This window comes from Nocardioides zeae (assembly GCF_030818655.1).
Taxonomy (GTDB): domain Bacteria; phylum Actinomycetota; class Actinomycetes; order Propionibacteriales; family Nocardioidaceae; genus Nocardioides; species Nocardioides zeae_A.
Genome location: NZ_JAUTAN010000001.1, coordinates 755,384 through 775,020, shown reverse-complemented (window position 1 = coordinate 775,020; position 19,637 = coordinate 755,384). Strand labels below are relative to the sequence as shown.

At 71.0% G+C, this 19,637-nt stretch carries 17 protein-coding genes; 5 read left to right on the top strand and 12 right to left on the bottom strand.

The window, feature by feature from the left end; all coding sequences use genetic code 11:
- Together hemW and QE405_RS03655 are read right to left on the bottom strand one after the other, a co-directional pair.
- Positions 1 to 1,236 carry a radical SAM family heme chaperone HemW gene (gene hemW / locus QE405_RS03660; RefSeq protein WP_307198857.1) on the bottom strand — a complete coding sequence of 412 codons (1,236 nt, stop codon included), beginning with the start codon at positions 1,234 to 1,236 and terminating at the stop codon, positions 1 to 3.
- A gap of 79 nt (positions 1,237 to 1,315) precedes the next feature.
- Entirely contained in the window at positions 1,316 to 3,136 is a 1,821-nt protein-coding gene (locus QE405_RS03655; RefSeq protein WP_307198856.1) for an AMP-dependent synthetase/ligase, read from the bottom strand.
- Between the two features lie 192 nt (positions 3,137 to 3,328).
- On the opposite strand from QE405_RS03655, the gene QE405_RS03650 reads away from it, so the two are divergent.
- The gene (locus QE405_RS03650) at positions 3,329 to 3,811 is read left to right on the top strand and encodes a hypothetical protein (protein WP_307198855.1); all 483 of its coding nucleotides are present in this window, start codon (positions 3,329 to 3,331) and stop codon (positions 3,809 to 3,811) included.
- Positions 3,808 to 4,125: a transcriptional regulator gene (locus tag QE405_RS03645; RefSeq protein ID WP_307198854.1), complete on the top strand. Its 318-nt coding sequence runs from the start codon at positions 3,808 to 3,810 to the stop codon at positions 4,123 to 4,125. The genes QE405_RS03650 and QE405_RS03645 overlap by 4 nt, the downstream gene beginning before the upstream one ends.
- A gap of 18 nt (positions 4,126 to 4,143) precedes the next feature.
- Here QE405_RS03645 and QE405_RS03640 read toward each other — a convergent pair whose 3' ends face one another.
- Positions 4,144 to 5,049 carry an aminoglycoside phosphotransferase family protein gene (locus tag QE405_RS03640; RefSeq protein WP_307198853.1) on the bottom strand — a complete coding sequence of 302 codons (906 nt, stop codon included), beginning with the start codon at positions 5,047 to 5,049 and terminating at the stop codon, positions 4,144 to 4,146.
- Positions 5,046 to 5,417 (bottom strand): helix-turn-helix domain-containing protein, encoded by a 372-nt coding sequence (locus tag QE405_RS03635; RefSeq protein WP_307198852.1) that lies wholly within the window; start codon positions 5,415 to 5,417, stop codon positions 5,046 to 5,048. The genes QE405_RS03640 and QE405_RS03635 overlap by 4 nt, the downstream gene beginning before the upstream one ends.
- 233 nt (positions 5,418 to 5,650) lie before the next feature.
- Between QE405_RS03635 and QE405_RS03630 the strand changes: the two genes are divergently transcribed.
- The gene (locus tag QE405_RS03630) at positions 5,651 to 5,995 is read left to right on the top strand and encodes a hypothetical protein (RefSeq protein ID WP_307198851.1); all 345 of its coding nucleotides are present in this window, start codon (positions 5,651 to 5,653) and stop codon (positions 5,993 to 5,995) included.
- A 16-nt stretch (positions 5,996 to 6,011) separates the two neighbouring features.
- On the opposite strand, the gene lepA is transcribed toward QE405_RS03630, so the two are convergent.
- Complete coding sequence (gene lepA / locus QE405_RS03625; protein ID WP_307198850.1) at positions 6,012 to 7,901, bottom strand: translation elongation factor 4; 1,890 nt, start codon at positions 7,899 to 7,901, stop codon at positions 6,012 to 6,014.
- Positions 7,902 to 7,961: 60 nt separating this feature from the next.
- Here lepA and QE405_RS03620 point away from each other — a divergent pair, with 60 nt between their 5' ends.
- Positions 7,962 to 8,402 carry a hypothetical protein gene (locus tag QE405_RS03620; RefSeq protein ID WP_307198849.1) on the top strand — a complete coding sequence of 147 codons (441 nt, stop codon included), beginning with the start codon at positions 7,962 to 7,964 and terminating at the stop codon, positions 8,400 to 8,402.
- 106 nt (positions 8,403 to 8,508) lie between these two features.
- Positions 8,509 to 8,769: a 30S ribosomal protein S20 gene (gene rpsT / locus QE405_RS03615; protein WP_307198848.1), complete on the top strand. Its 261-nt coding sequence runs from the start codon at positions 8,509 to 8,511 to the stop codon at positions 8,767 to 8,769.
- A gap of 100 nt (positions 8,770 to 8,869) precedes the next feature.
- On the opposite strand, the gene holA is transcribed toward rpsT, so the two are convergent.
- The 7 genes from holA to QE405_RS03580 form a co-directional block, all read right to left on the bottom strand.
- Positions 8,870 to 9,886 carry a DNA polymerase III subunit delta gene (holA, locus tag QE405_RS03610; protein WP_307198847.1) on the bottom strand — a complete coding sequence of 339 codons (1,017 nt, stop codon included), beginning with the start codon at positions 9,884 to 9,886 and terminating at the stop codon, positions 8,870 to 8,872.
- Between the two features lie 43 nt (positions 9,887 to 9,929).
- On the bottom strand, positions 9,930 to 12,425 hold the full coding sequence (locus tag QE405_RS03605) for a ComEC/Rec2 family competence protein (RefSeq protein WP_307198846.1): 2,496 nt from the start codon (positions 12,423 to 12,425) through the stop codon (positions 9,930 to 9,932).
- 1 nt (position 12,426) lies between these two features.
- Positions 12,427 to 13,527: a ComEA family DNA-binding protein gene (locus tag QE405_RS03600; protein WP_307198845.1), complete on the bottom strand. Its 1,101-nt coding sequence runs from the start codon at positions 13,525 to 13,527 to the stop codon at positions 12,427 to 12,429.
- Between the two features lie 277 nt (positions 13,528 to 13,804).
- Complete coding sequence (locus tag QE405_RS03595; RefSeq protein ID WP_307198844.1) at positions 13,805 to 16,879, bottom strand: type I restriction endonuclease subunit R; 3,075 nt, start codon at positions 16,877 to 16,879, stop codon at positions 13,805 to 13,807.
- A 1-nt stretch (position 16,880) separates the two neighbouring features.
- Positions 16,881 to 18,086, bottom strand: a complete 1,206-nt coding sequence (locus QE405_RS03590) for a hypothetical protein (protein ID WP_307198843.1) — start codon at positions 18,084 to 18,086, stop codon at positions 16,881 to 16,883.
- Positions 18,079 to 19,014 (bottom strand): N-6 DNA methylase, encoded by a 936-nt coding sequence (locus QE405_RS03585; RefSeq protein ID WP_307198842.1) that lies wholly within the window; start codon positions 19,012 to 19,014, stop codon positions 18,079 to 18,081. Before QE405_RS03585 ends, QE405_RS03590 begins: the two co-directional genes overlap by 8 nt.
- Positions 19,007 to 19,594 (bottom strand): type I restriction-modification system subunit M N-terminal domain-containing protein, encoded by a 588-nt coding sequence (locus QE405_RS03580; protein ID WP_307198841.1) that lies wholly within the window; start codon positions 19,592 to 19,594, stop codon positions 19,007 to 19,009. Before QE405_RS03580 ends, QE405_RS03585 begins: the two co-directional genes overlap by 8 nt.
- Positions 19,595 to 19,637: the final 43 nt, after the last annotated feature.

Genomic DNA, 19,637 nt, shown 5'->3' with positions numbered 1-19,637 from the left:
TCAGGCCAGGAGGTCCCGCACGACGCCGTCGGCGAGGAGGCGACCCGCACGGGTGAGCACGACCCGGGCGGGCCCGTGGGAGCCCGGCGGCTCCACGAGCCCCCGCGCCACCAGGTCGGACAGCGCGGCGCGTCCGTCGTCGTCGAGCACGTCCGTCGGCAGACCGTCGCGCAGCCGGGTCTCGAGCAGCACCCGCTCGACGCGCCGCACCTCGGCGTCGAGCAGCTCGCGCTCGTGGCCCGGTGACACTCCGGCGCCGAGGCGGTCGGCGTAGGCCACGGGGTGGCGCACGTTCCACCAGCGCACGCCGCCGACGTGGGAGTGGGCGCCGGGCCCGACGCCCCACCAGTCGTCGCTGCGCCAGTAGGCCAGGTTGTGGCGGCACTCGCTGCCGGGGCGCGACCAGTTGGAGACCTCGTACCAGGTGAGGCCCGCAGCGGTGAGCACCTCGTCGGCGAGGTGGTACTTGTCGGCCAGGTCGTCCTCGTCGGGCGCCGCGACCTCGCCGCGCCGCACCCGGCGGGCCAGGGCGGTGCCGTCCTCGACGATGAGCGAGTAGGCCGAGACGTGGTCGGGCGCGCAGGCCAGGGCCGCCTCGAGGCTGGCGCGCCAGTCGGCGACCGACTCCCCCGCGGTGCCGTAGATGAGGTCGAGGCTGACCTCGTCGAAGCCGGCCGCGCGGGCGTCGGCGACGGCGCCCGGGACCCGCTCGGGGTCGTGGGTGCGGTCGAGGACCCGCAGCACGTGGGAGACCGACGACTGCATCCCGAACGACAGGCGCGTGAAGCCCCCGGCCCGCAGCACGTCGAGGTCGGCGCGGGTGACCGAGTCGGGGTTGGCCTCGGTCGTGACCTCGGCGTCGGGCGCCAGCCCGAACTCCTCGGTGATCGCGCCCAGCACTGCGGTGAGGTGCTCGGGCGGCAGGAGCGTCGGCGTGCCGCCGCCGAAGAAGACGGTGTCGACGGGACGGCCCACGTCGCCGAGCACCCGGCGGGCCATCCGCACCTCGGCGACCGCGGCGTCGACGTACGACGCCCGTGACGCCCCCCGCGGGGCGTCGGCGCCGCCGAGCTCGGCCGCGGTGTAGGTGTTGAAGTCGCAGTAGCCGCAGCGCACGCGACAGAAGGGCACGTGCACGTAGAACGCGAACGGCCGGTCCCCCAGCGCCGCGAGCGCGTCGGTCGGGAGCGACCCGTCCGCAGGGACGGGATCGCCGGGCGGCGGGGTGGACGGCACCGGCCGAGTGTTCCAGAGCAGGTCCCGGCACGCACGTCACGGGGGCCGCCGGCGATCGCCGACGGCCCCCGTGACCGGCTCAGGCGTACAGGTTCTCGATCGTCTCCTGGTTGTTGCGCTCCACGACGGGGCGCTTCACCTTGAGCGACGGGGTCAGCTCGCCCGACTCGATGGTGAGGTCGTGGTCGAGGATCGTGTGCTTCTTGACCGTCTCCCAGCGGTTGAGCCGGCCGTTGAGCTGCTCCACGTAGCCGTCGATCAGCTTCTGCATCGCCGGCGAGCTGACGACCTCCGTGTAGGACTTGCCCTCCATCCCGTTGTGGCTCGCCCAGTCGGCGACCTGGTCGGGGTCGAGGGTGATGAGCGCGACGCAGTAGTTGCGGTTGTTGCCGATGACGAGGAACTGGCTCGCGTAGGGGCACAGCGCCTTGAACTGCGACTCGATCGCGGACGGCGCGATGTACTTGCCGCCCGAGGTCTTGAACAGGTCCTTCTTGCGGTCGGTGATCCGCAGGAAGCCGTCGGCGTCGAGCTCGCCGATGTCACCGGTGTGCAGCCAGCCGTCGGCGTCGAGCGTCTCGGCGGTCTTGTCGGGCAGGTTGTGGTAGCCCTGCATGACGTTGGGGCCCTTGATGAGCACCTCGCCGTCCTCGGCGATCTTGACCTCGCCGCCGGGGAACACGTGACCGACGGAGCCGAACTTGTACTGCTCCGGGTGGTTCACGAACGCGCCGGCGGCCGTCTCGGTGAGGCCGTAGCCCTCGAGCACGAGGATGCCCGCCGCGTGGAACCACTCCGCCACCTCGCGGTTGAGCGCCGCGGAGCCCGAGATGAAGAAGCGGACGCGTCCACCGAAGCGGTCGCGCACCTTCGAGAACACGAGCTTGTCGAAGATCCCGTGCTGCACCTTCAGCAGCGGCGGGATCGACTGCCCCTCGCGCTTGCGCCGGTCGACCTCGAGACCGACGGCGAAGGCCTTCTTGAACAGCTTCTCCTTCGCGCCGCCCTCGTTGGCCTGCATCGTCACGATCTTGCCGTGGGCCTTCTCGAAGATGCGCGGCGCGGCGCCCATGAAGGTCGGCTTGACGACCCCCAGGTTGTCCACGATCCGCTCGACGCGGCCGTCGATGGCGGTCGCGAAGCCGCACGCCATCTGGACGCTGAGGAGCACCTTGCCGAACGAGTGCGCCATCGGGAGCCACAGGAACTGCAGGTCCGTCTCGTCGAGGATGCCCTGGCTCTTGATCGCCTCGCCCTCGTACACCCACGCGCGGTGGAGGAGGCGGACGCCCTTCGGCCTGCCCGTCGTGCCGGAGGTGTAGATGAGCGTGGCCAGGGCGTCGGGCTCGATCGACTCGGCGACCTTGCGCACCGCGTCCGGGGTCTGTGCGAGCAGCCCGTCGCCCAGCACCGCGAGGTCCTCGAGGCCGATCACCCAGTCGCCGTCGGCGGTGCCGTCGAAGGTGACGACCTTGGCCACGCTCGGCAGCTCGTCGCGGTGGGCGCGCAGCTTGGCGATCTGCTCGTCGTCCTCGGCGAACACGACCTGGCACTCGGCGTCCCCGACGATGTACGCCGTGTCGTCGGCGTTCGTCGACGGGTAGACCGTGGTGGTCGCGGCACCGGCCGCCATCACCGCCAGGTCGGCGAGGATCCACTCGTAGCGCGTCGCCGAGGCGATGCCGACGCGCTGCTCGGCCTCGATGCCCAGCGCGAGCAGGCCGGCGGCGAGGCGGTTGACCCGCTCCCCCGCCTCGCGCCACGTGACCGACGCCCACGTGTCGCCCACCGGGTAGCGGTAGGCCTCGCGGTCGGCGGACTTCTCGACGCGGTCGAGGAACTGGACGGCCACGTTGCGCGGCATGCTCTCGAGGAACGAGGCGTCGTGGTTGATCGGCATTGCGGTCTACCTGCTTTCTCGGGGTCCGTGCCCACGTCGCGGGCCCTCGGGGGTTGCCTCCGTAACCTAGATCACTTTGCCTACTCGGCGGTAGCGCTCGGCGGGGAATGTCCAGGACTGCGGCCGGATCCGGCCACCCGACCGCCACTTTCTAGCTTGCACAAGCGGAAAGCGATAGCTACGGTTTCCGACATGGAAAGCGATGACGTCCGGGCCCGGCTCCACGACCTCGAGCGCGCCGAGGCCGCGCCGTACGTGGACCAGCGGCCCTCACCCCGGTGGTTCGCCCCGGCGTTCGGGCTGTGGTTCGGCGTGATGGCGGCCGTCCAGGACCTCCACTGGTCCGACGAGATCGACAGCACGTGGCGGGCTCTGGTCACCGTCGCGATCGTCATCCCCATGGCCGCCCTCGTCGGGGCGTACTCGGCGTGGCACCAGCGCTACCACGGCGCCCTGCCCCGGCTCGTCGGGCCGAAGCCGCCGGAGATCCGTCGGGTCTACCGGCTCTACTTCCTGGCGTTCGTCGTCGTGGCCGCCGCCCTCGTCGGCCTGGCCCTCCTCGTGCCGTGGTGGGTCACCGGCGCGGTGACGGCCGTCGTGGCCTGGGGGTTCCTCGCGGCCTACGAGCGCATCTACGAGCGCGCGGCCGCGGCGGTGCGGGAGCGGCTCGCGTGAGCGAGGCGGAGCGCACCAGCGGCTCCGGTTTCGGCGACCTCGACCCTGTCATCCACGCCCCGAAGCGGCTCGTCGCGATGGCGGTGCTGTCGTCGGCCGACCAGGTGACCTTCCAGTTCCTCAAGGAACGGCTCGGCATCGCCGACTCCGACCTGTCGAAGCAGATGTCCGCGCTCGAGGCGGCGGGGTACGTCGCGGTGCACAAGTCCGGCCGCGGACGTGGGGCGAGCACGTCGTTCAAGCTGACCCGCGCCGGGCGCACGGCCTACCGGGCGCACCGGGCGGCCCTGCAGGCCCTGCTCGGGGAGGACTGACCTGCCGGGTCCCGTCCGTCAGTCCTGCACGGCCTTGGCGATGGTGAGGCAGCGCGTCACGTGGTCGCGGTCGTCGGCTCCCCGGTGCGCGGCGAGCACGCTCCGCACGACGACCCAGTCGCGCGCCCGGTGCTCGTCGAGGCCGGCCGTGTCGACGAGCGTGTGGAAGCGGCGGCGGATGCCGTCACGCACCGAGTCGCCGGGCACCGCGCCGTACTCGTCGAAGCGGTGGCGGAGCATCGGCTCCGGCTCGTAGTGCGGGTCACCCGACACCGGTTCCGGGGCGATCGCGACCCACCCCCGGTCGGCGGCGTGCAGCACGTGGGCGAAGTGCAGGTCGGTGTGCACCATCCGTCCCGTGCTCGCGGGGTCGCTCACGAGGTCGCGTGCGAGGCCGAGGGCCTGGTCGACGAGCCGGCGCGGGAGCGGGACCCGGCGGGCGTCGCGCTCCAGGTCGGCGACCCGCCGACCCACCAGGTCGGTCAGGAGACGCAGCTGCGGGGTCGCGGGGCGGTGGAGCGCGCCGTACAGCCCACCCACCACCTCGCAGGCCTCCACGTCCCAGGCGTCCGTGAGGTCGACGCTCTCCAGCCGCTCGAGCAGCAGTGCCGAGCGCCCGGGGTCCGCCCGCAGGAGGCGTACGGCGCCCCGACCACCCCACCGCTGGAGGGCGAGGTGCTCGTGGGCCGACTCCTCGTCGGGGAGCCCGACCTTGAGCATGGCGGTCTCCGCTCCGCGCGCGCGTCCCGCGACCGGCACGACGAGCGAGGCGGCCCCGTGGAGCGCGGGCCCCGTGACCACGAGCTCCCACGCGTCGAGGAGGTCCGCGACGCGGCGCGGGAGCAGCGCGAGCCAGTCCGCCCAGTCCTCGCCGAGCGCAGCCTGGGCGAGGAGCCCCGGAGGTACGACGACGGAGCCGGTCACGCGCCACCTCGCGGTTGGTCCGCCAGGGAGGCGCCCGGGGTCGTGCCCGTGACGGTGCGGAAGTCGCGGGTGAAGTGCGCCTGGTCGGTGTAGCCCAGCTCCGCGGCGAGACCGGCGAGCGACCGCGTCCCCGCCTTGAGCGCGAGCACCGCGTCGTGGAGCCGGCGCCGCTGCACGAGCCACTTCGGGGAGAGCCCGAGCCGGTCGGTGGTGAGGCGGTGGAGCGCACGCTCCCCCAGCCCGACGGCGTCCGCCACGTCGCCGACGCGGGTGACCTCCGGGTGCTCGCGGAGCCAGGCGACGAGGTGGTTGACCAGCAGGCCCGGCTCGAGCTCCTGGACCGGCTGTGCGTCCCCGTCTCCCGCCACGTGTCCGATTGTCACAAGCGGGCGGCTGCGGCCCGGCCTAGCGTGCGGCCCATGACCGAGACCACCGCACCCACCACGCCCGCACCCACCACGCCGGGACCCACCACGCCCGCCGCGATCCGGGCCGACTACCTGGCGCGGGCCGCGCGGTTCGCCGGCGTGCTCGACGGCGGCGACGGGCGCTGGGACTCCCCCGACCTGGGCGAGGGACCGCAGGGCGACGTCGCCGCCGCGTGGCGCGCGCACGTCGCCGCGACGGCCGACGTGCTCACGGACGACGTGCTGGACCGCACCTACGACGGGTTCTTCGGGCCCACGACGATCGGCGCCACCCTGCGCGACTTTCCTCCACGTGGGACCTGCTCGTCCACGGCTGGGACGTCGCCCGGGCCACGGGCCAGGCCTACGACATCTCCGACGCGGACGCGGTCGCGCACGACGCGACGGCGGACGGGTGGGGCGACGCGTTGTACGCCGAGGGCATCTGCGGCGCGGCGGTGGCCGTGCCGGACGGCGCGAGCCCCGGCGAGCGGCTGCTCGGCCGCCTCGGCCGCGACCCGGGGTGGACCGCGGCCTGAGGCGTGCCGGAGGGGGCTACTTCTTCTTCTCGGCGGGCTGCGTGGTGGAGAGCGCGGCCACGAAGGCCTCCTGGGGGACCTCGACGCGGCCGACCATCTTCATCCGCTTCTTGCCCTCCTTCTGCTTCTCCAGCAGCTTGCGCTTGCGGCTGATGTCGCCGCCGTAGCACTTGGCGAGCACGTCCTTGCGGATGGCGCGGATGTTCTCGCGGGCGATGACGCGGGCGCCGATGGCTGCCTGGATCGGCACCTCGAACTGCTGGCGCGGGATGAGCTCCTTGAGCTTGCCGGCCATCATCACGCCGTAGCCGTACGCCGCGTCCTTGTGCACGATCGCGCTGAAGGCGTCGACGGGCTCGCCCTGCAGGAGGATGTCGACCTTCACGAGGTCGGCGGCCTGCTCGCCGGAGCGCTCGTAGTTGAGCGAGGCGTAGCCCTTGGTCTTCGACTTCAGCTGGTCGAAGAAGTCGAAGGCGATCTCGCCCATCGGCAGCGTGTAGCGCATCTCCACGCGGTCCTCGGACAGGTAGTCCATGCCGAGCAGGGTGCCGCGCTTGGCCTGGCAGAGCTCCATGATCGTGCCGATGTAGTCGGCCGGGGCGAGGATCGTGGCGGAGACGACCGGCTCGCGGACCTCGTGGATCTTCCCGTCGGGGTACTCGCTGGGGTTGGTGACCGTCAGCTGGGAGCCGTCCTCCATGACCACCTCGTAGACCACGTTGGGCGCGGTCGAGATCAGGTCGAGGTTGAACTCCCGCTCGAGCCGCTCGCGGGTGATCTCCATGTGCAGCAGCCCGAGGAAGCCGCAGCGGAAGCCGAAGCCGAGCGCCCCGGAGGTCTCCGGCTCGTAGGTGAGCGACGCGTCGTTGAGCTGCAGCTTCTCCAACGCGTCGCGCAGCTCGGGGTACTGGTCGCCGTCGATCGGGTAGAGCCCGGCGTAGACCATCGGAGTGGGGTGCGCGTAGCCCCCGAGCGGGTCGGTGGCTCCGTGGTGCTGGCTGGTGACGGTGTCGCCGACGCGGGACTGGCGGACGTCCTTCACGCCGGTGATGAGGTAGCCGGTCTCGCCGACCCCGAGCTCTCCGGCCTTGAGCGGCTCGGGGCTGATCACGCCGACCTCGAGCATCTCGTGCACGGCGCCGCTCGACATCATCTTGATCCGGTCGCGGTGCTTCAACGAGCCGTCGACCACCCGCACGTAGGTCACGACGCCGCGGTAGGTGTCGTAGACGGAGTCGAAGATCAGCGCCCGGGCCGGAGCGTCCGCGTCGCCGACGGGGGCCGGGACCTGCTTGACGATCTCGTTGAGCAGCGCCTCTACCCCGACGCCGGTCTTGGCGGAGGTGAGCAGCACGTCCTCCGGCTCGCAGCCGACGAGGTTCGCCAGCTCGAGGGCGTACTTCTCGACGTTGGCCGACGGCAGGTCGATCTTGTTCAGCACCGGGATGATGTGGAGGTCGGCACCCATCGCCAGGTAGAGGTTCGCGAGCGTCTGCGCCTCGATCCCCTGCGCCGCGTCGACCAGCAGGATCGCCGCCTCGCAGGCCTCCAGCGACCGGGACACCTCGTAGGTGAAGTCGACGTGCCCGGGCGTGTCGATCATGTTGAGCACGTAGGTGCCCGGGCCGGCCTCGACGCCGTGCTGGTCGGCCGCCTCCGCGGTGATGGTCCAGGGCATCCGCACGGCCTGCGACTTGATGGTGATGCCGCGCTCGCGCTCGATGTCCATCCGGTCGAGGTACTGGGCCTTGGCCTCGCGCTCGCCCACGACGCCGGTCAGCTGCAGCATGCGGTCGGCAAGGGTCGACTTGCCGTGGTCGATGTGCGCGATGATGCAGAAGTTGCGGATGATCGCGGGGTCGGTGCGCCCCGGCTGGGGCACGGCGGACGCAGGCGTAGCAGGCACCGGCAGATTCTCCCACGAGGTCGGGACGCGCACCGAACCCGCGGGTGGCATGCTCGCGCCGTGATCACGCGGCTCGGTCTCCACCTCGAGGACGGAACGCTGCGGGTCACCGTCGACGGACGGCCGCTGGTGCAGGACGTGGCCGGGGTGGAGCGGCGGATCATCGACCACCCCGACCGCTCCCTTGCGGGCGACTACGCGGACCTGGGCCTCCACGAGGTCCCGGATCGCGACGTGACGGCGTACCTCGCGACCGACGGGGCCGAGCGCGAGGTGCTGGGCTGCACGTGCGGCAGCGCCGGCTGCTGGCCGCTCCTCGTGCGCATCACGGTCGGACCACGCGAGGTGCGCTGGTCCGACGTCCGCCACGGGTTCCGTGATTGGGACTACGGCGGGTTCGGCTACACCTTCGCCGCCGACGAGTACCTCGCCGAGCTGGACGCCGTCGACCGGCTGCTGCGGGCCGATCCCAATTCGACGGGCACACGCGGCCCTTGGTAGCGTGACTCCTCGCGTGTCTGGATGCTGCCTGCCCTCGTGGTGGCGTGCATCGAACGCCACCGTACGACGACCCGACTGACGAGCGACGAAGGCAGAGAACCACCAGATGGCAAACATCAAGTCCCAGATCAAGCGCAACCGCCAGAACGAGCTGCGTCACGAGCGCAACAAGTCGGTCAAGACCGGCCTGAAGACCGCCGTGCGCAAGTTCCGCGAGGCCGCCGAGGCCGGCGAGAAGGAGAAGGCGGTCGAGCTCGGCCGCGACGCCGCCAAGAAGCTGGACAAGGCCGCCTCCAAGGGCGTCATCCACAAGAACCAGGCCGCGAACCGCAAGTCCGCGATCGCCAAGCGCGCCGCGTCGCTCTGACGCCAGGCACACCCCCCGTCGTACGCGCAGGGCGCCGACTCCCCCGGGAGTCGGCGCCCTTCGGCGTGTCCGGGGACGTTCCCGGCCCGGGTGAGGGCGCTCAGCGCCCGCGCAGGCCGGCGATCGTGAGCACGAGGCGCTCGAGGGAGTAGGCCACGTCGCCGCCCGCGCCCTTCACCTCGGAGTCGGCGCGTGCGACGGCGCGGATGGCCTCGCGCAAGGCCTGGTCGTCCCAGCCCCGGGACTGGTCGCGCAGCGTGCGCAGCTTCCACGGGGGCACGCCGACCTCGCGCGCCAGGTCGGCCTCCCGCATGCCGCGCGGAGCCGACACGAAGCGGGCCAGGCCGCGGGCGCTGCTCGCGAACGCCGAGGTGACGAGCACCGCGGCCGTGCCGGTGTCGAGCGCCCACCGCAGCTCCTCGAGCGCGCGGGCCCGCCGACCGAAGAACGCGTGGTCGGCCACCGCGAAGGAGGTCGCCTCGGCGCGGCCCCCGAAGTACCGCCCCACCTCCGCCGTGCCGATCCGACGGCCGGTGAAGTCGCTGACGAGCTGGTCGGCGGCGGCAGCCAGCGAGCGCAGGTCGTTGCCGACCGCCTGCACGAGCACCTCGGCCGCCTCCTCGTCGATGGAGCCGCCCGCCGCCCGCACCTCGGAGGCGACGAAGCGGGGCAGCTCGTGGGCCTTCAGCTCCGCGGACTTCACCTCGGTCACGGTGCCGACCTTGCGCAGCTTCGCCAGCGTGCCGGTGCCCTTCTGCCCGCCGCCGTGGACGAGGACGAGCGCGACGTCCTCCGCCGGGGCCGTGGCGTAGTCCAGCAGCCCCGCGACCGAATCCTCCGGCAGGTTCTCCAGCGCGCGGACGACGACGCACCGCGTCGTCGAGAACAACGACGGCGCCGCCATCTCCCCCAGCGTGGCCATCGTCAGCTCGCCCGCCGCGGCCTCCGAGAACTCGGCCTCCGCGTCGTGCTGCCGCACCGCGGCCCGCACGCCGACGACGGTGCGCTCGTTGAGGTATTCCTCCTTGCCCGTCACCAGCGTCACCCGGCCGAGCACGTCCGCCGGCGACGGCGGACGCGGAGCGGCGGGCGCGGAGGAGCGGGAGCGCGGCGGCATGGGAGGCAGCCTGTCACAGGCGACCGACACCCCTGGAGCGACCTCACCCCCGTCCGGTGACGACGCCGATCGGACCGTCGGTGCGGACCGGCCGGGTCACGACGAGGTCGCCCGCGAGGTCGGTGCGGAGCACCCGGGTGCCCCCCGCCTCGAGGGCGTGGAGCAGGTCGGGATCAGGGTGGCCGTAGGTGTTGTCGGCGCCGACAGAGACCAGCGCGACCTCGGCCGTGACGGCGGCCAGCAGCTCGTGCACTTGGTGGCGGCTGCCGTGGTGGGGCACCTTGAGCACGTCGACGTCGAGGCCGCCGGGCCGCGCCGCGACCGTGCGCAGCAGCGTGCGCTGCGCCGGCGGCTCGACGTCCCCGGTGAGGAGGACGCTCACCCCGGCGACCTCGGCCAGCAGCACCAGGCTGGCGTCGTTGGCTCCGCTGCCCTCCCCGTCGCGCTGACGGGCGCCGCCGGCGCCGGACGGGGCGGGGCGGACGGCGCCCGGCACGGGGCCGAGCACCTCGAGGCGCACGTCGCCCACCTGCCGCACGCTGCCGTGGGCGGGGACCGTCACCGGGATGCCCCGCGCGGCGGCCAGGTCCCGGACCGCCGCGGCCGTCGTCGCCGGCTCGTCGAGCGGGCTCACGTCGATGGCGTCGACAGCGCGGCCGTCGAGCACGCCCTCGACCGCGCCGGCGTGGTCGTCGTGGAAGTGGGTCAGCACGAGGAGCGCCACCTGGTCGACGCCCAGCCGGTCGAGGCAGCGGTCGACGGGCCCCGGTTCGGGGCCGGTGTCGACGACCACGGCGGATGCCGGGCCGGCCCGCAGCACGAGCGCGTCGCCCTGGCCGACGTCGCAGGCCACCACCGCCCAGCGCTCCGGCGGCCACCCCGGGGTCGGGGGCCGCACCAGCACGACCACCGCGGTGAGGGCGCAGCCCAGGAGCACCAGCCGCGGCCGGGCGAGGAACCGCGGCGCGAGCGGCACCGCCGCGAGGCACAGGACCGTGAGCGCCCCCAGGGCGACCGCGGACCGGCCCCACCCGACGGAGGCGAGCGGCAGCGCCGCGCCCCACCGTGCGACCGCGATGATCCAGCCGACGCACCAGGCGGCGACCGTGCCGGGGATCCGCGACGGCGGAGTCCACACGAGGCCCACGAGCCCGCCCGCGAGGCCCAGCACCGTGGCCGGCCCGACGACCGGCGCGACGAGCATGTTGGCGAGGACCGCGACGATGCTGACCTCCCCGGAGATCCCGGCCACGACGGGGGTGCAGGCGAGCTGCGCCGCGGCCGGTACGGCGATGGCCTCGGCCAGCCACCGGGGCATCCAGCGCGCGAGGGCGTCGCGCCAGGCCGGGGCCAGCAGCAGGATGCCGGCCGTCGCGAGCACGGACAGGGCGAAGCCGACGGTGGTGGCCAGCCAGGGCTGGAGGAGCAGGAGGACCGTGACCGCGACGCCCAGGCTGCGGGTGCCGCGCCGCAGGCCGTTGCGTCCCATCCCGAGGAGGGCGACCGTGCCCATCGCGGCCGCCCGCACGACGCTCGGCTCCGTGCGGGCGAGCAGGACGAACCCGACGATGCCGACGACGGCGACCACCACGCGGCCCCGCCCGCGCACCCCGGCCTGCTGCGCCAGCACCAGCAGGAACGCCGTGATGAGGGTGAGGTTGGTCCCCGACACCGCGAGCAGGTGGGTGAGGCCGGTCGTGGCGAAGTCCTCCGCCAGCCGCGGGTCGAGACCGGCGTCGTCCCCGACCACGAGGGAGGGCACGAGCACGGCCTGGTCGGGCGGGCGGTGGTCGACGCTCTCGCGCAACGCGGCCCGGACCGCGGCGGCGCCGCGCCACCACACGTCCGGGGCTTTGAGCACTTCGGGGTCGGCGCGCGCCCGGAGCACCGCCGCCAGGTCGCTGCCCTCGGCGGGCACGAGGCGGCCGGAGACCGCGAGCCGCGACCCGAGGGGCACGTCGACCCAGTCGGTGGGCGCCACGACCAGCACGGGAGACCGCACCTCCCAGGCCCGCCCCCTCCCCTCCACCACGGCGAGGCGGCCGCGCACCACGACGTAGTCCGAGAACGGACCGCTGCGCTCCCGCGGATCCCCCGTCACGACCAGCTCGCCCCGCACGGACGCCCGCTCCTCGGCCAGCGCCGACACCGGCCCGGTCGTCGTGCCGACGCGGTGCACGGTCGCGACACCGGCGGCGGCCGCCAGCAGGAGGCCGGCGGCGAGGGCCGTCCGGACCACCTGGCCGGTGCCGGGGCCAGCACCGGGGCCAGCACCGGGGCCAGCACCGGGGCCAGCACCGGGGAGACCGGCGGCGCGGAGCCGGCGTCCGACCCCGCGGTCGAGGAGCCGCGCCGCGACGCCCAGGACGGCGAGCAGCGCGAGCACCGCGACCGGGATCGCCCGCAGCGGGACCAGCACCCCGACCAGGGCGCCCACCCAGGTCGCCGCCCCGAGCACGGGCATGCGGAGGTCCGCGGACGGCGTCTCCTCCGGGGCGTCCGCCTCGCAGGGGCGCGTGCCGTGACCGGGCCCGACCACCTCAGACCGTCACGAGCGGGGCCAGCTCGGCCAACGTGGCCTCGCCGATGCCCTTCACCTCGAGCAGCTCGTCGACGTGGCTGAAGCCGCCGTTCTCCTCACGCCAGTTGATGATCGCCTGCGCGGTGACGGGTCCGACGCCGGGCAGCAGGTCGAGCGCCGCCAGGTCGGCGGTGTTGAGGTCGACGAGACCCCCGGCCGACGTCCCAGCGCCGGTCCCGCCGGGGGCAGCGGCGCCGGGCGCAGCGGGAGCGCCCTCCGACGGGTCGAGACCGACGAGCACCTGCTCGCCGTCGACGAGCACCCGCGCGAGGTTCAGCCCGGTGAGGTCGGTGTCGGGGACCAACCCACCCGCCGCCTCGACCGCGTCGGCCACCCGCGAGCCGCCCGGCAGCACCACGATGCCGGGGCGCACGACCCGCCCCGCCACGTGCACGACGACCTCGCCCGTGGAGGCGGCCGTTGCGTCCGCACCGCTCTCCGGCTCCCCCGCGGTCCCCGCCGCGGGATCGGACGGTGGCGTCGCCAGCGGCGTCCCGGCCGCCGACGTGGCCACCGCCAGCGGCTCCACGACCTGCTCCTCCGCCCGACCGGCCAGCACCCACCAGCACGTCACGGCCAGCGCCAGCGCCACGAGCACCGCGAGGACGGCGACCTGGGGCGGCCCGACCGCGACCCGCCGGCCCCGCCCCGGTCCGTCACCGCCTCCCGTCGCGGTGAGGGTCGGCCCCGCGGCGTACGGCTGCTCGGACGGTTGGGCGGAGGAGGGGCCGACCGGTGCTCGGTCGAGCAGGGCGAGGGCGGGGGCCGGCAGCTGCCCCCGCACGCGGCCGAGGACGCCCGGGCGAGCAGCCCGGGCGGCGTGGCGGCCCGGCACGGGGAGCACGTCGCCCGGATCCTCCGGCGCAGCGGTGTCTCCCGCGCGGGCGAGCACCTCCGCGCGCCACCGCTCCGCCCGCACGCGGGTGTGGTCGTCGGCCGGGGAGACGCCCGTCAGCCCCGGGAGCCCGGAGAGCCCGGACTCCTCCGCGATGCGGGCGAGACGGGCACGGACGAGGTCGATAGGGGGCGCGTCGTCGGCGGGCAGCGGTCGAGCAGGCATGACCGCCACGCTAGGAAGGAACGGCGCTGTCCCTCCGGCCGACGAGCCGGCCTGGGGACAACCCGGCCGGACCGGCGCGGTGGGGACTGCAAACGGGCCGAGCGCATGGTGTGCGCAGCATTAGTCACGTCCGATCGGCGCAACCGAAAGCAGCTTACATCCACGCCAATCTAATTTACCTCCGCTCGGCGAGACCGGTAGTTTCCGGCAAAGAAAATGCAGCCGACGACCTCCCGAATCGACAGCGCCGCACAATCCAACGCGCACCGACCACGCCTCAGTAGTTCTCCCTCACGTACTCGTAGGTCTGGTCAAATAGGGCGCCTTTTATCGGCAGACCGTATTCTTTCAGAGTTGCGCGAAGCTCCCGTCGAACACGCTTATCGCCAGCGTCACTCTGTGTCCAGCCTGTGTACGCTACCGCAATGACGATGACGTCAATGCGCTCGACGATGTCAGGCACGATCTTGTGCAGGCCCGGTGGCGTGTTCTCTTCGACGATCTGCGAAAGTGCCCCACGCTTTGAGTTCGACAGCCGCTCCAGGGTTGATTCGTCGCGAGCCTCGGCCGCACGGTCGGCGGCGACGACGTCCTGGGCGATCTTCAGGGCTTCTTCCAGGAAGGCGAGCGAGTCTTCGACGTTCTCGATCGCCTTGTTGCGGAGCTTCTCGATTCGCTCCGCCAGGGACTGGTACACCGGGCTCTCGGTCTCGGCGAGCCGTCGTCTGAGGCGGGTCTCGATCGAGTCGAGCACTTCCTGGTAGACATCGCCCGGCTTCGTCTCGGGTGTCTCTCTGTCCGGGAGCCTGAGCTGCTCGGCGATCCGCTTGACCAGCTCGAGGCCTGCCGCGTCGAGGGTGACGGTCTTCGAGGCGATGGAGCGCACGCGGACCGCGGCCATGTGCCCGTGGATCAGCTCGGTGGTCTTCGCGCCGAGGCGCTCCCACAGGAACGCCTTCGACACGTCCTTGGGACGGATCGACTCGTAGACCTTCGCCAGCCAGAAGTACTGCTGCTTGAACGGCGAGAGCATCGGATGCGGGTCGAGGAACTCCCAGACCGTCTGCAGAGCGACATAGGTCTCGATGAACGCGGTTCGCTGCTGGCTGCCCTCGACGACCCGCTCGTGCGCCTCGGCCAGTGCCTCGAACGAGGAGTCGGCCGTGTCGACGCCGTCGAAGAGCGCCATGAGCCGGGTGAGGTCGGCGACGAACTTCCCTGCCAGCTGGGAGGCATCGGTGATGTTGAGCTCTGATTCCTCGTCATTCCGGGTCTTCGGCCCGGCGATCGCTTCGCCGATGGCCTTCGCCAGGCCGATGTAGTCGACGACTCGGCCGTAGTCCTTGCGCTGGCCGGTGATGGGGTTCTTCCATGGGCGGTTCGGCCGGGTGATCGTCTGGAACAGGTTCGCGCCCTTGGCCGGCTTGTCGAGGTACAGAACGCCCTCGATCGGCGCGTTGAAGCCGGTCATCCACTTCGCCGTGACGACGACGAAGGACATCGGGTCGTCGACTTTCTTGAATCGCCGCTTCAGGGCTTCCTCCTGCTCGGGTGTGAGCAGGTGCTGCAGGAGCTCCTTCGGAGTGTCCTTGGAGTCGGCCACGTGCATGACGACACCGACCTCGCGAGCAGTGCCGTCCGGCATCATCGCGCCTCGGCGCTCCAGCTCCGCCCGGATCGCGTCGGCGTAGGCGACCACGAGGCGCTGGTTGTACGCGACCACTTGTGCCTTCTGGCCCAGCGGCGCGACGTAGGCGAGGAAGTGGTCGACGATGTCCGCGCAGACGGCGGCGACGCGCTCGGGGTTGGAGAGGATGGTCTCGATGTGAGAGGCCTTCCCCGAGAGGAAGACCTTCTCCTCCTCCTCGAGCTTCTCGTCCTCGGCGAGCTGGTCGAACGCCTCGTCGAGCTCCTCCTTGTCGAGATCGAACCCGACGGACCGTCCCTCGACAATGACCGGCTTGGTGAAGCCGTCTGCGATCGACTGCTCGGGCGTGTAGCGCGACATGACGAAGTCGGGATCGGCGGGATCGCCGAAGAGCTTGAAGGTCGAGCGGTCCTTGTCCTCGATCGCGGTGCCGGTCGCGCCGAAGAACTTGGCGTTGGGCACCGCCTTCCGCCACGCCTTGCCGAAGCTGCCCTCCTGGGAGCGGTGGGCCTCGTCGACGAGGACGATGATGTTCGACCGGTCGTTGAGGTGCCCGGCCTCGGCGAACTTGTGCACGGTCGTGATGACGACGCCGGGGTCGTCGCGGCGCAGCGTCCGGTGCAGGTCACGCTTGTTGGCCGGCACCGACATGCGAGGCATGCCGGCGGTCTCGAACATCTCGGCGGTCTGCCGCACGAGGTCCTTGCGGTCGGCGACCACGATCACCGTCGGCGCTCCGCCGTACAAGTCGATCACCGCGTCGTCGCGCAGCAGGCGCGCGGCGGCGAAGGCCATGAGCTCCGTCTTGCCGGAGCCCTGGTGGTGCCAGATCAGGCCGCCCGGGCCGTCGGCGAGGACCTTCGCGTGGATCGCGAGCGCCGCCTCGAACTGCGGATACCGGGGCAGGAACTTCACGTCGGTCTCGGAGGCGTCCCGTGCGTGCCGATACATCGCCAGGTCTTTGAGGATCGCCAGCACGGTCTGCGGCCGAAGGAGCAGGCGGGCAGCCCGCTCGACACGGGCCGGACCGGTGACCTTCCGCGGGTTGTCCTCGGTGGAGCCCCACGGGGCCCAGATCTCAGAGTCGGGGTCGGGGTACGCCCTGATCGGGGCCATCCGGAACTCCAGCCCCTCCGTGGCGACGTTGAAGACGTTGGTGGCGAAGAAGTTCGGATACTCCTCCTCGTACGTTCCATAGATGTCTCGGGCAGCGTTGACCCACGACACCTGGTGTTTCACCGGCGTCTTCGTCTCGGCGACGACGACGGGGAATCCGTTGACGTAGTAGACGAGGTCGAACCTGCGCGGCTTCACTGCACCGGCAATCGTGACCTCGTCGGCCACTATGAATCGGTTGTTGCCCGGATTGTCGAAGTCGATGAGCCGGCGCGGCACGTGCTTGCCGGCGATCGTCGGGAACGAGTGATCACCGCGCAGCATCACTGTCAGCAACTCGTTGGCAACTACGAGTCCGTTGTGCGCGTCGAGGATCGCCTGGTTGATCTCGTGGAGGACGAGATCCACCGACTCCGGATCATCGATGAGGTCCGGGTTCAGCGCGAGCAGCGCGTCGCGTGCCCAGCGTTCGATCTCCACGTCGTGCTCATCCCGTGGCAGGTCGATGCCCTGGACGTGCTCCCAGCCCGCTTCCTCCGCCCACTCGATCAGCGACTTCTGGATCGTGCTCGCCTCGTTCCAGCCCATGTCACGACACCTCCTCGAGGAGCCGGTCGTAGGACTGGGGAATCTCAAGTTCCTGCTGGAGCAGCGACGTCAAGAGGGCAGATCTGCAGGCGCGCAGACTGGCGAGTTCTGACTCGACCGCCAGGGCTTCAGCGACCAGGCCGTCCAAGGCTTTGCCAATAACCGCCTGTTGGCCGATGCTGGGCGCAGGAATAGTCAGTTGCCGAAGCGCCGCCTGCCCAATGTTCCGCATGTCGGAGCCAGCGGTGCGCTTGGCGATCTGCTCGCGGACACTTGGGGCGGCCATCGCATGCACCAAGTAATTGGGAAGTAGAACTTGCTCGTCCGGCACGAGTCGCAGAGTCTTGTCACACAAGTACAGGTTTCCGGGCACGTCATTCACCAAGCAGACCGTGCCGACGCGGTCGAGCACTGCGTTGCATCGGACAAGCAGAACATCCCCAGAGTTGACCTTCGTGGCTTCGGGAAGCGCAACGGTCGGGTCGACGGTTTTCACCTCGGTCGGGATGAACCGCGCACGGCCCACTGCACTGATCTTGAGCACCGCTCGCTCGTCGGACCGTGGAACTCGCTCTTGTCCCTTGGGACTCTTGCCGGCTTCAATAGCTCGGAGACCTTCCGACAGGAGAAGCTGATCGTCTGACTCGTCGAGGACTGCAACAGCCCCCTGCCATGTTCTCCAGGCCCGCCTCACCTCCTGCCCGAGCGCCTCGATCTGAGCATCGACGCTGGCCATGAGGTCGATCACGCGGCGTTGCTCTGGAATTGAGGGGAGGACGATCTCGAGTGTCAGAAAATCTGCCGGTTTGACCCGCTCTCGTCTTCCGCCCATACCGGTTGACAAGTGCTGCAGCGCGTCCCACAACTCCCTCGTGGTCGTGATGAGAGCGAAATAGGCGGGGAGTAGCTGTTCAGCACAGGTGAACGTCGGGAACTCCTGCGACGCGTAGACGTTCCCAAGATCGCGAGGCGCGACCGTGACAGCGCCCTCGAATGCCTTGAGACGGCTATAGACGATCTGATCTGGGCGGATCCGATTGAGTGTCTTGTACGACGTCTCGTATCCGCGGATAGGCTGCCGCCCAAATAGACCGCGGCCACGGTTCAGCACGCCAACGAGGTCGTACGAGGCGCTCGCCTCTACCGGAACAGCTTCGACGTCGAGTGCGACTACCTCCCCCAGCGAAAGGCGTTTCCAATCACTCATCGGACGCCTCGAACAGACTCACATCGATGCCGGCTGCAGCGAGTCGCCTGAACATGGCGGCCTCCGTTTCCTTGCGGTGCTCTCGGGCGTCCGCATACGCCACCAGCGCTGCGCCCAAGTCGGCGGTTTCCTCGGCTGCCACTTTGATGTAGCGCCCGACATTGAGATCGAAACCGTTGCTCTTGATCTCATCGAACGGCACCAGGCGGACGTTCGCGCTTCCGTGGTCATCGGTGTCCGCGCCGGATCGGTACGCCTCGACCAGAACTGTGATGTCCTTGTCCGTCATCTGGTTCTGGTTCGTGGCTTTCATGAACCTCGCGGAGCCGTCGATGAAGAGGACGTGGTCTTTGCGCTCGGCCGATTTTTGATCGCGGAAGATCAGCAGGCAGGCCGGGATCGAGGTCGAGTAGAAGAGATTAGGCGGCAACCCGATGACGGCCTCAAGGCTGTCCTGCTCGACGAGGCACTGCCGGATCCGTGCCTCGGCACCCCCGCGGAACAGGACGCCGTGGGGCATGACCACGCCGACGCGGCCCGTGCCCGGGTTCATCGACGAGATCATGTGCTGGATGAAGGCGAAGTCGCCGTTCTTCGCCGGCGGCACACCGCAGAACGCGCGCGGATCGGCGGGCCAGCGGTCCGCGCCCCAGTTCGAGAGCGAGAACGGCGGATTGGCGATCACCACGTCGAAGGTGCGGACCGCTCCCCTCGTGTCCTTGAAGGCCGGAGCGCGCAGAGTGTCTCCGCGCTTGATGTCAAAATCCTCGATCTCGTGCAGGAAGAGGTTCATCCGAGCGATCGACGCGGTCGTCAGGTTGATCTCCTGTCCGTACAGCCGCAGGGACCGGTGGTTCTTGCCGGCTTCCCGCAACTGGTTGATCGTCGCGACCAGCATCCCGCCCGAGCCGCAGGTCGGGTCATACACGGCCTCGCCCCGGCTCGGGCTGGAGGATCCCGACGAGCAGGTTGACGACCGACCGGGGTGTGAAGAACTCCCCTGCCTTCTTGCCGGACTCGTCGGCGAAGTCCTTCAGCAGATACTCGTACCCGGCACCGAGCAGGTCGTGGGACACGGTGCTCGGGTCGAGCGACAGCTCGTTGAAGGCGTCGATCAGCCCGAGTAGCGCCGACTCCGGCAGACGCTCCTTGTTGCCCCAAGATGCGTCGCCGAAGACGCCGGCGAGCGAGCGAGGGTTGGCCTTCTCGATGCGTTGGAACGCCTTTGCGATCTCGGCCCCGAGGTTCTTGACCTTCCCAGTGACCTCGGACCACGAGGTGCCCTCCGGCATCTCGAACCGGTGGTAGTCAGCCTCGACCTCGTCGTCCAGGTCGTCGCCCAGCTCGTCGAGTGCCTCGTCGTGCTCGTAGACCCAGGTGTCGGAGATCCACTTCCAGAAGAGCACGGGGAAGACGTAGGTCTTGAAGTCGGCCGGGTCCACAGGGCCGCGCAGCGCGTTTGCGGCAGCCTTGAGCCGGGACTCGAGCTCTGGCTGGGTGATCGTCACAGGTTGGGCACTTCCTTGGTCGTTGTGGTCACCACATGAAGGA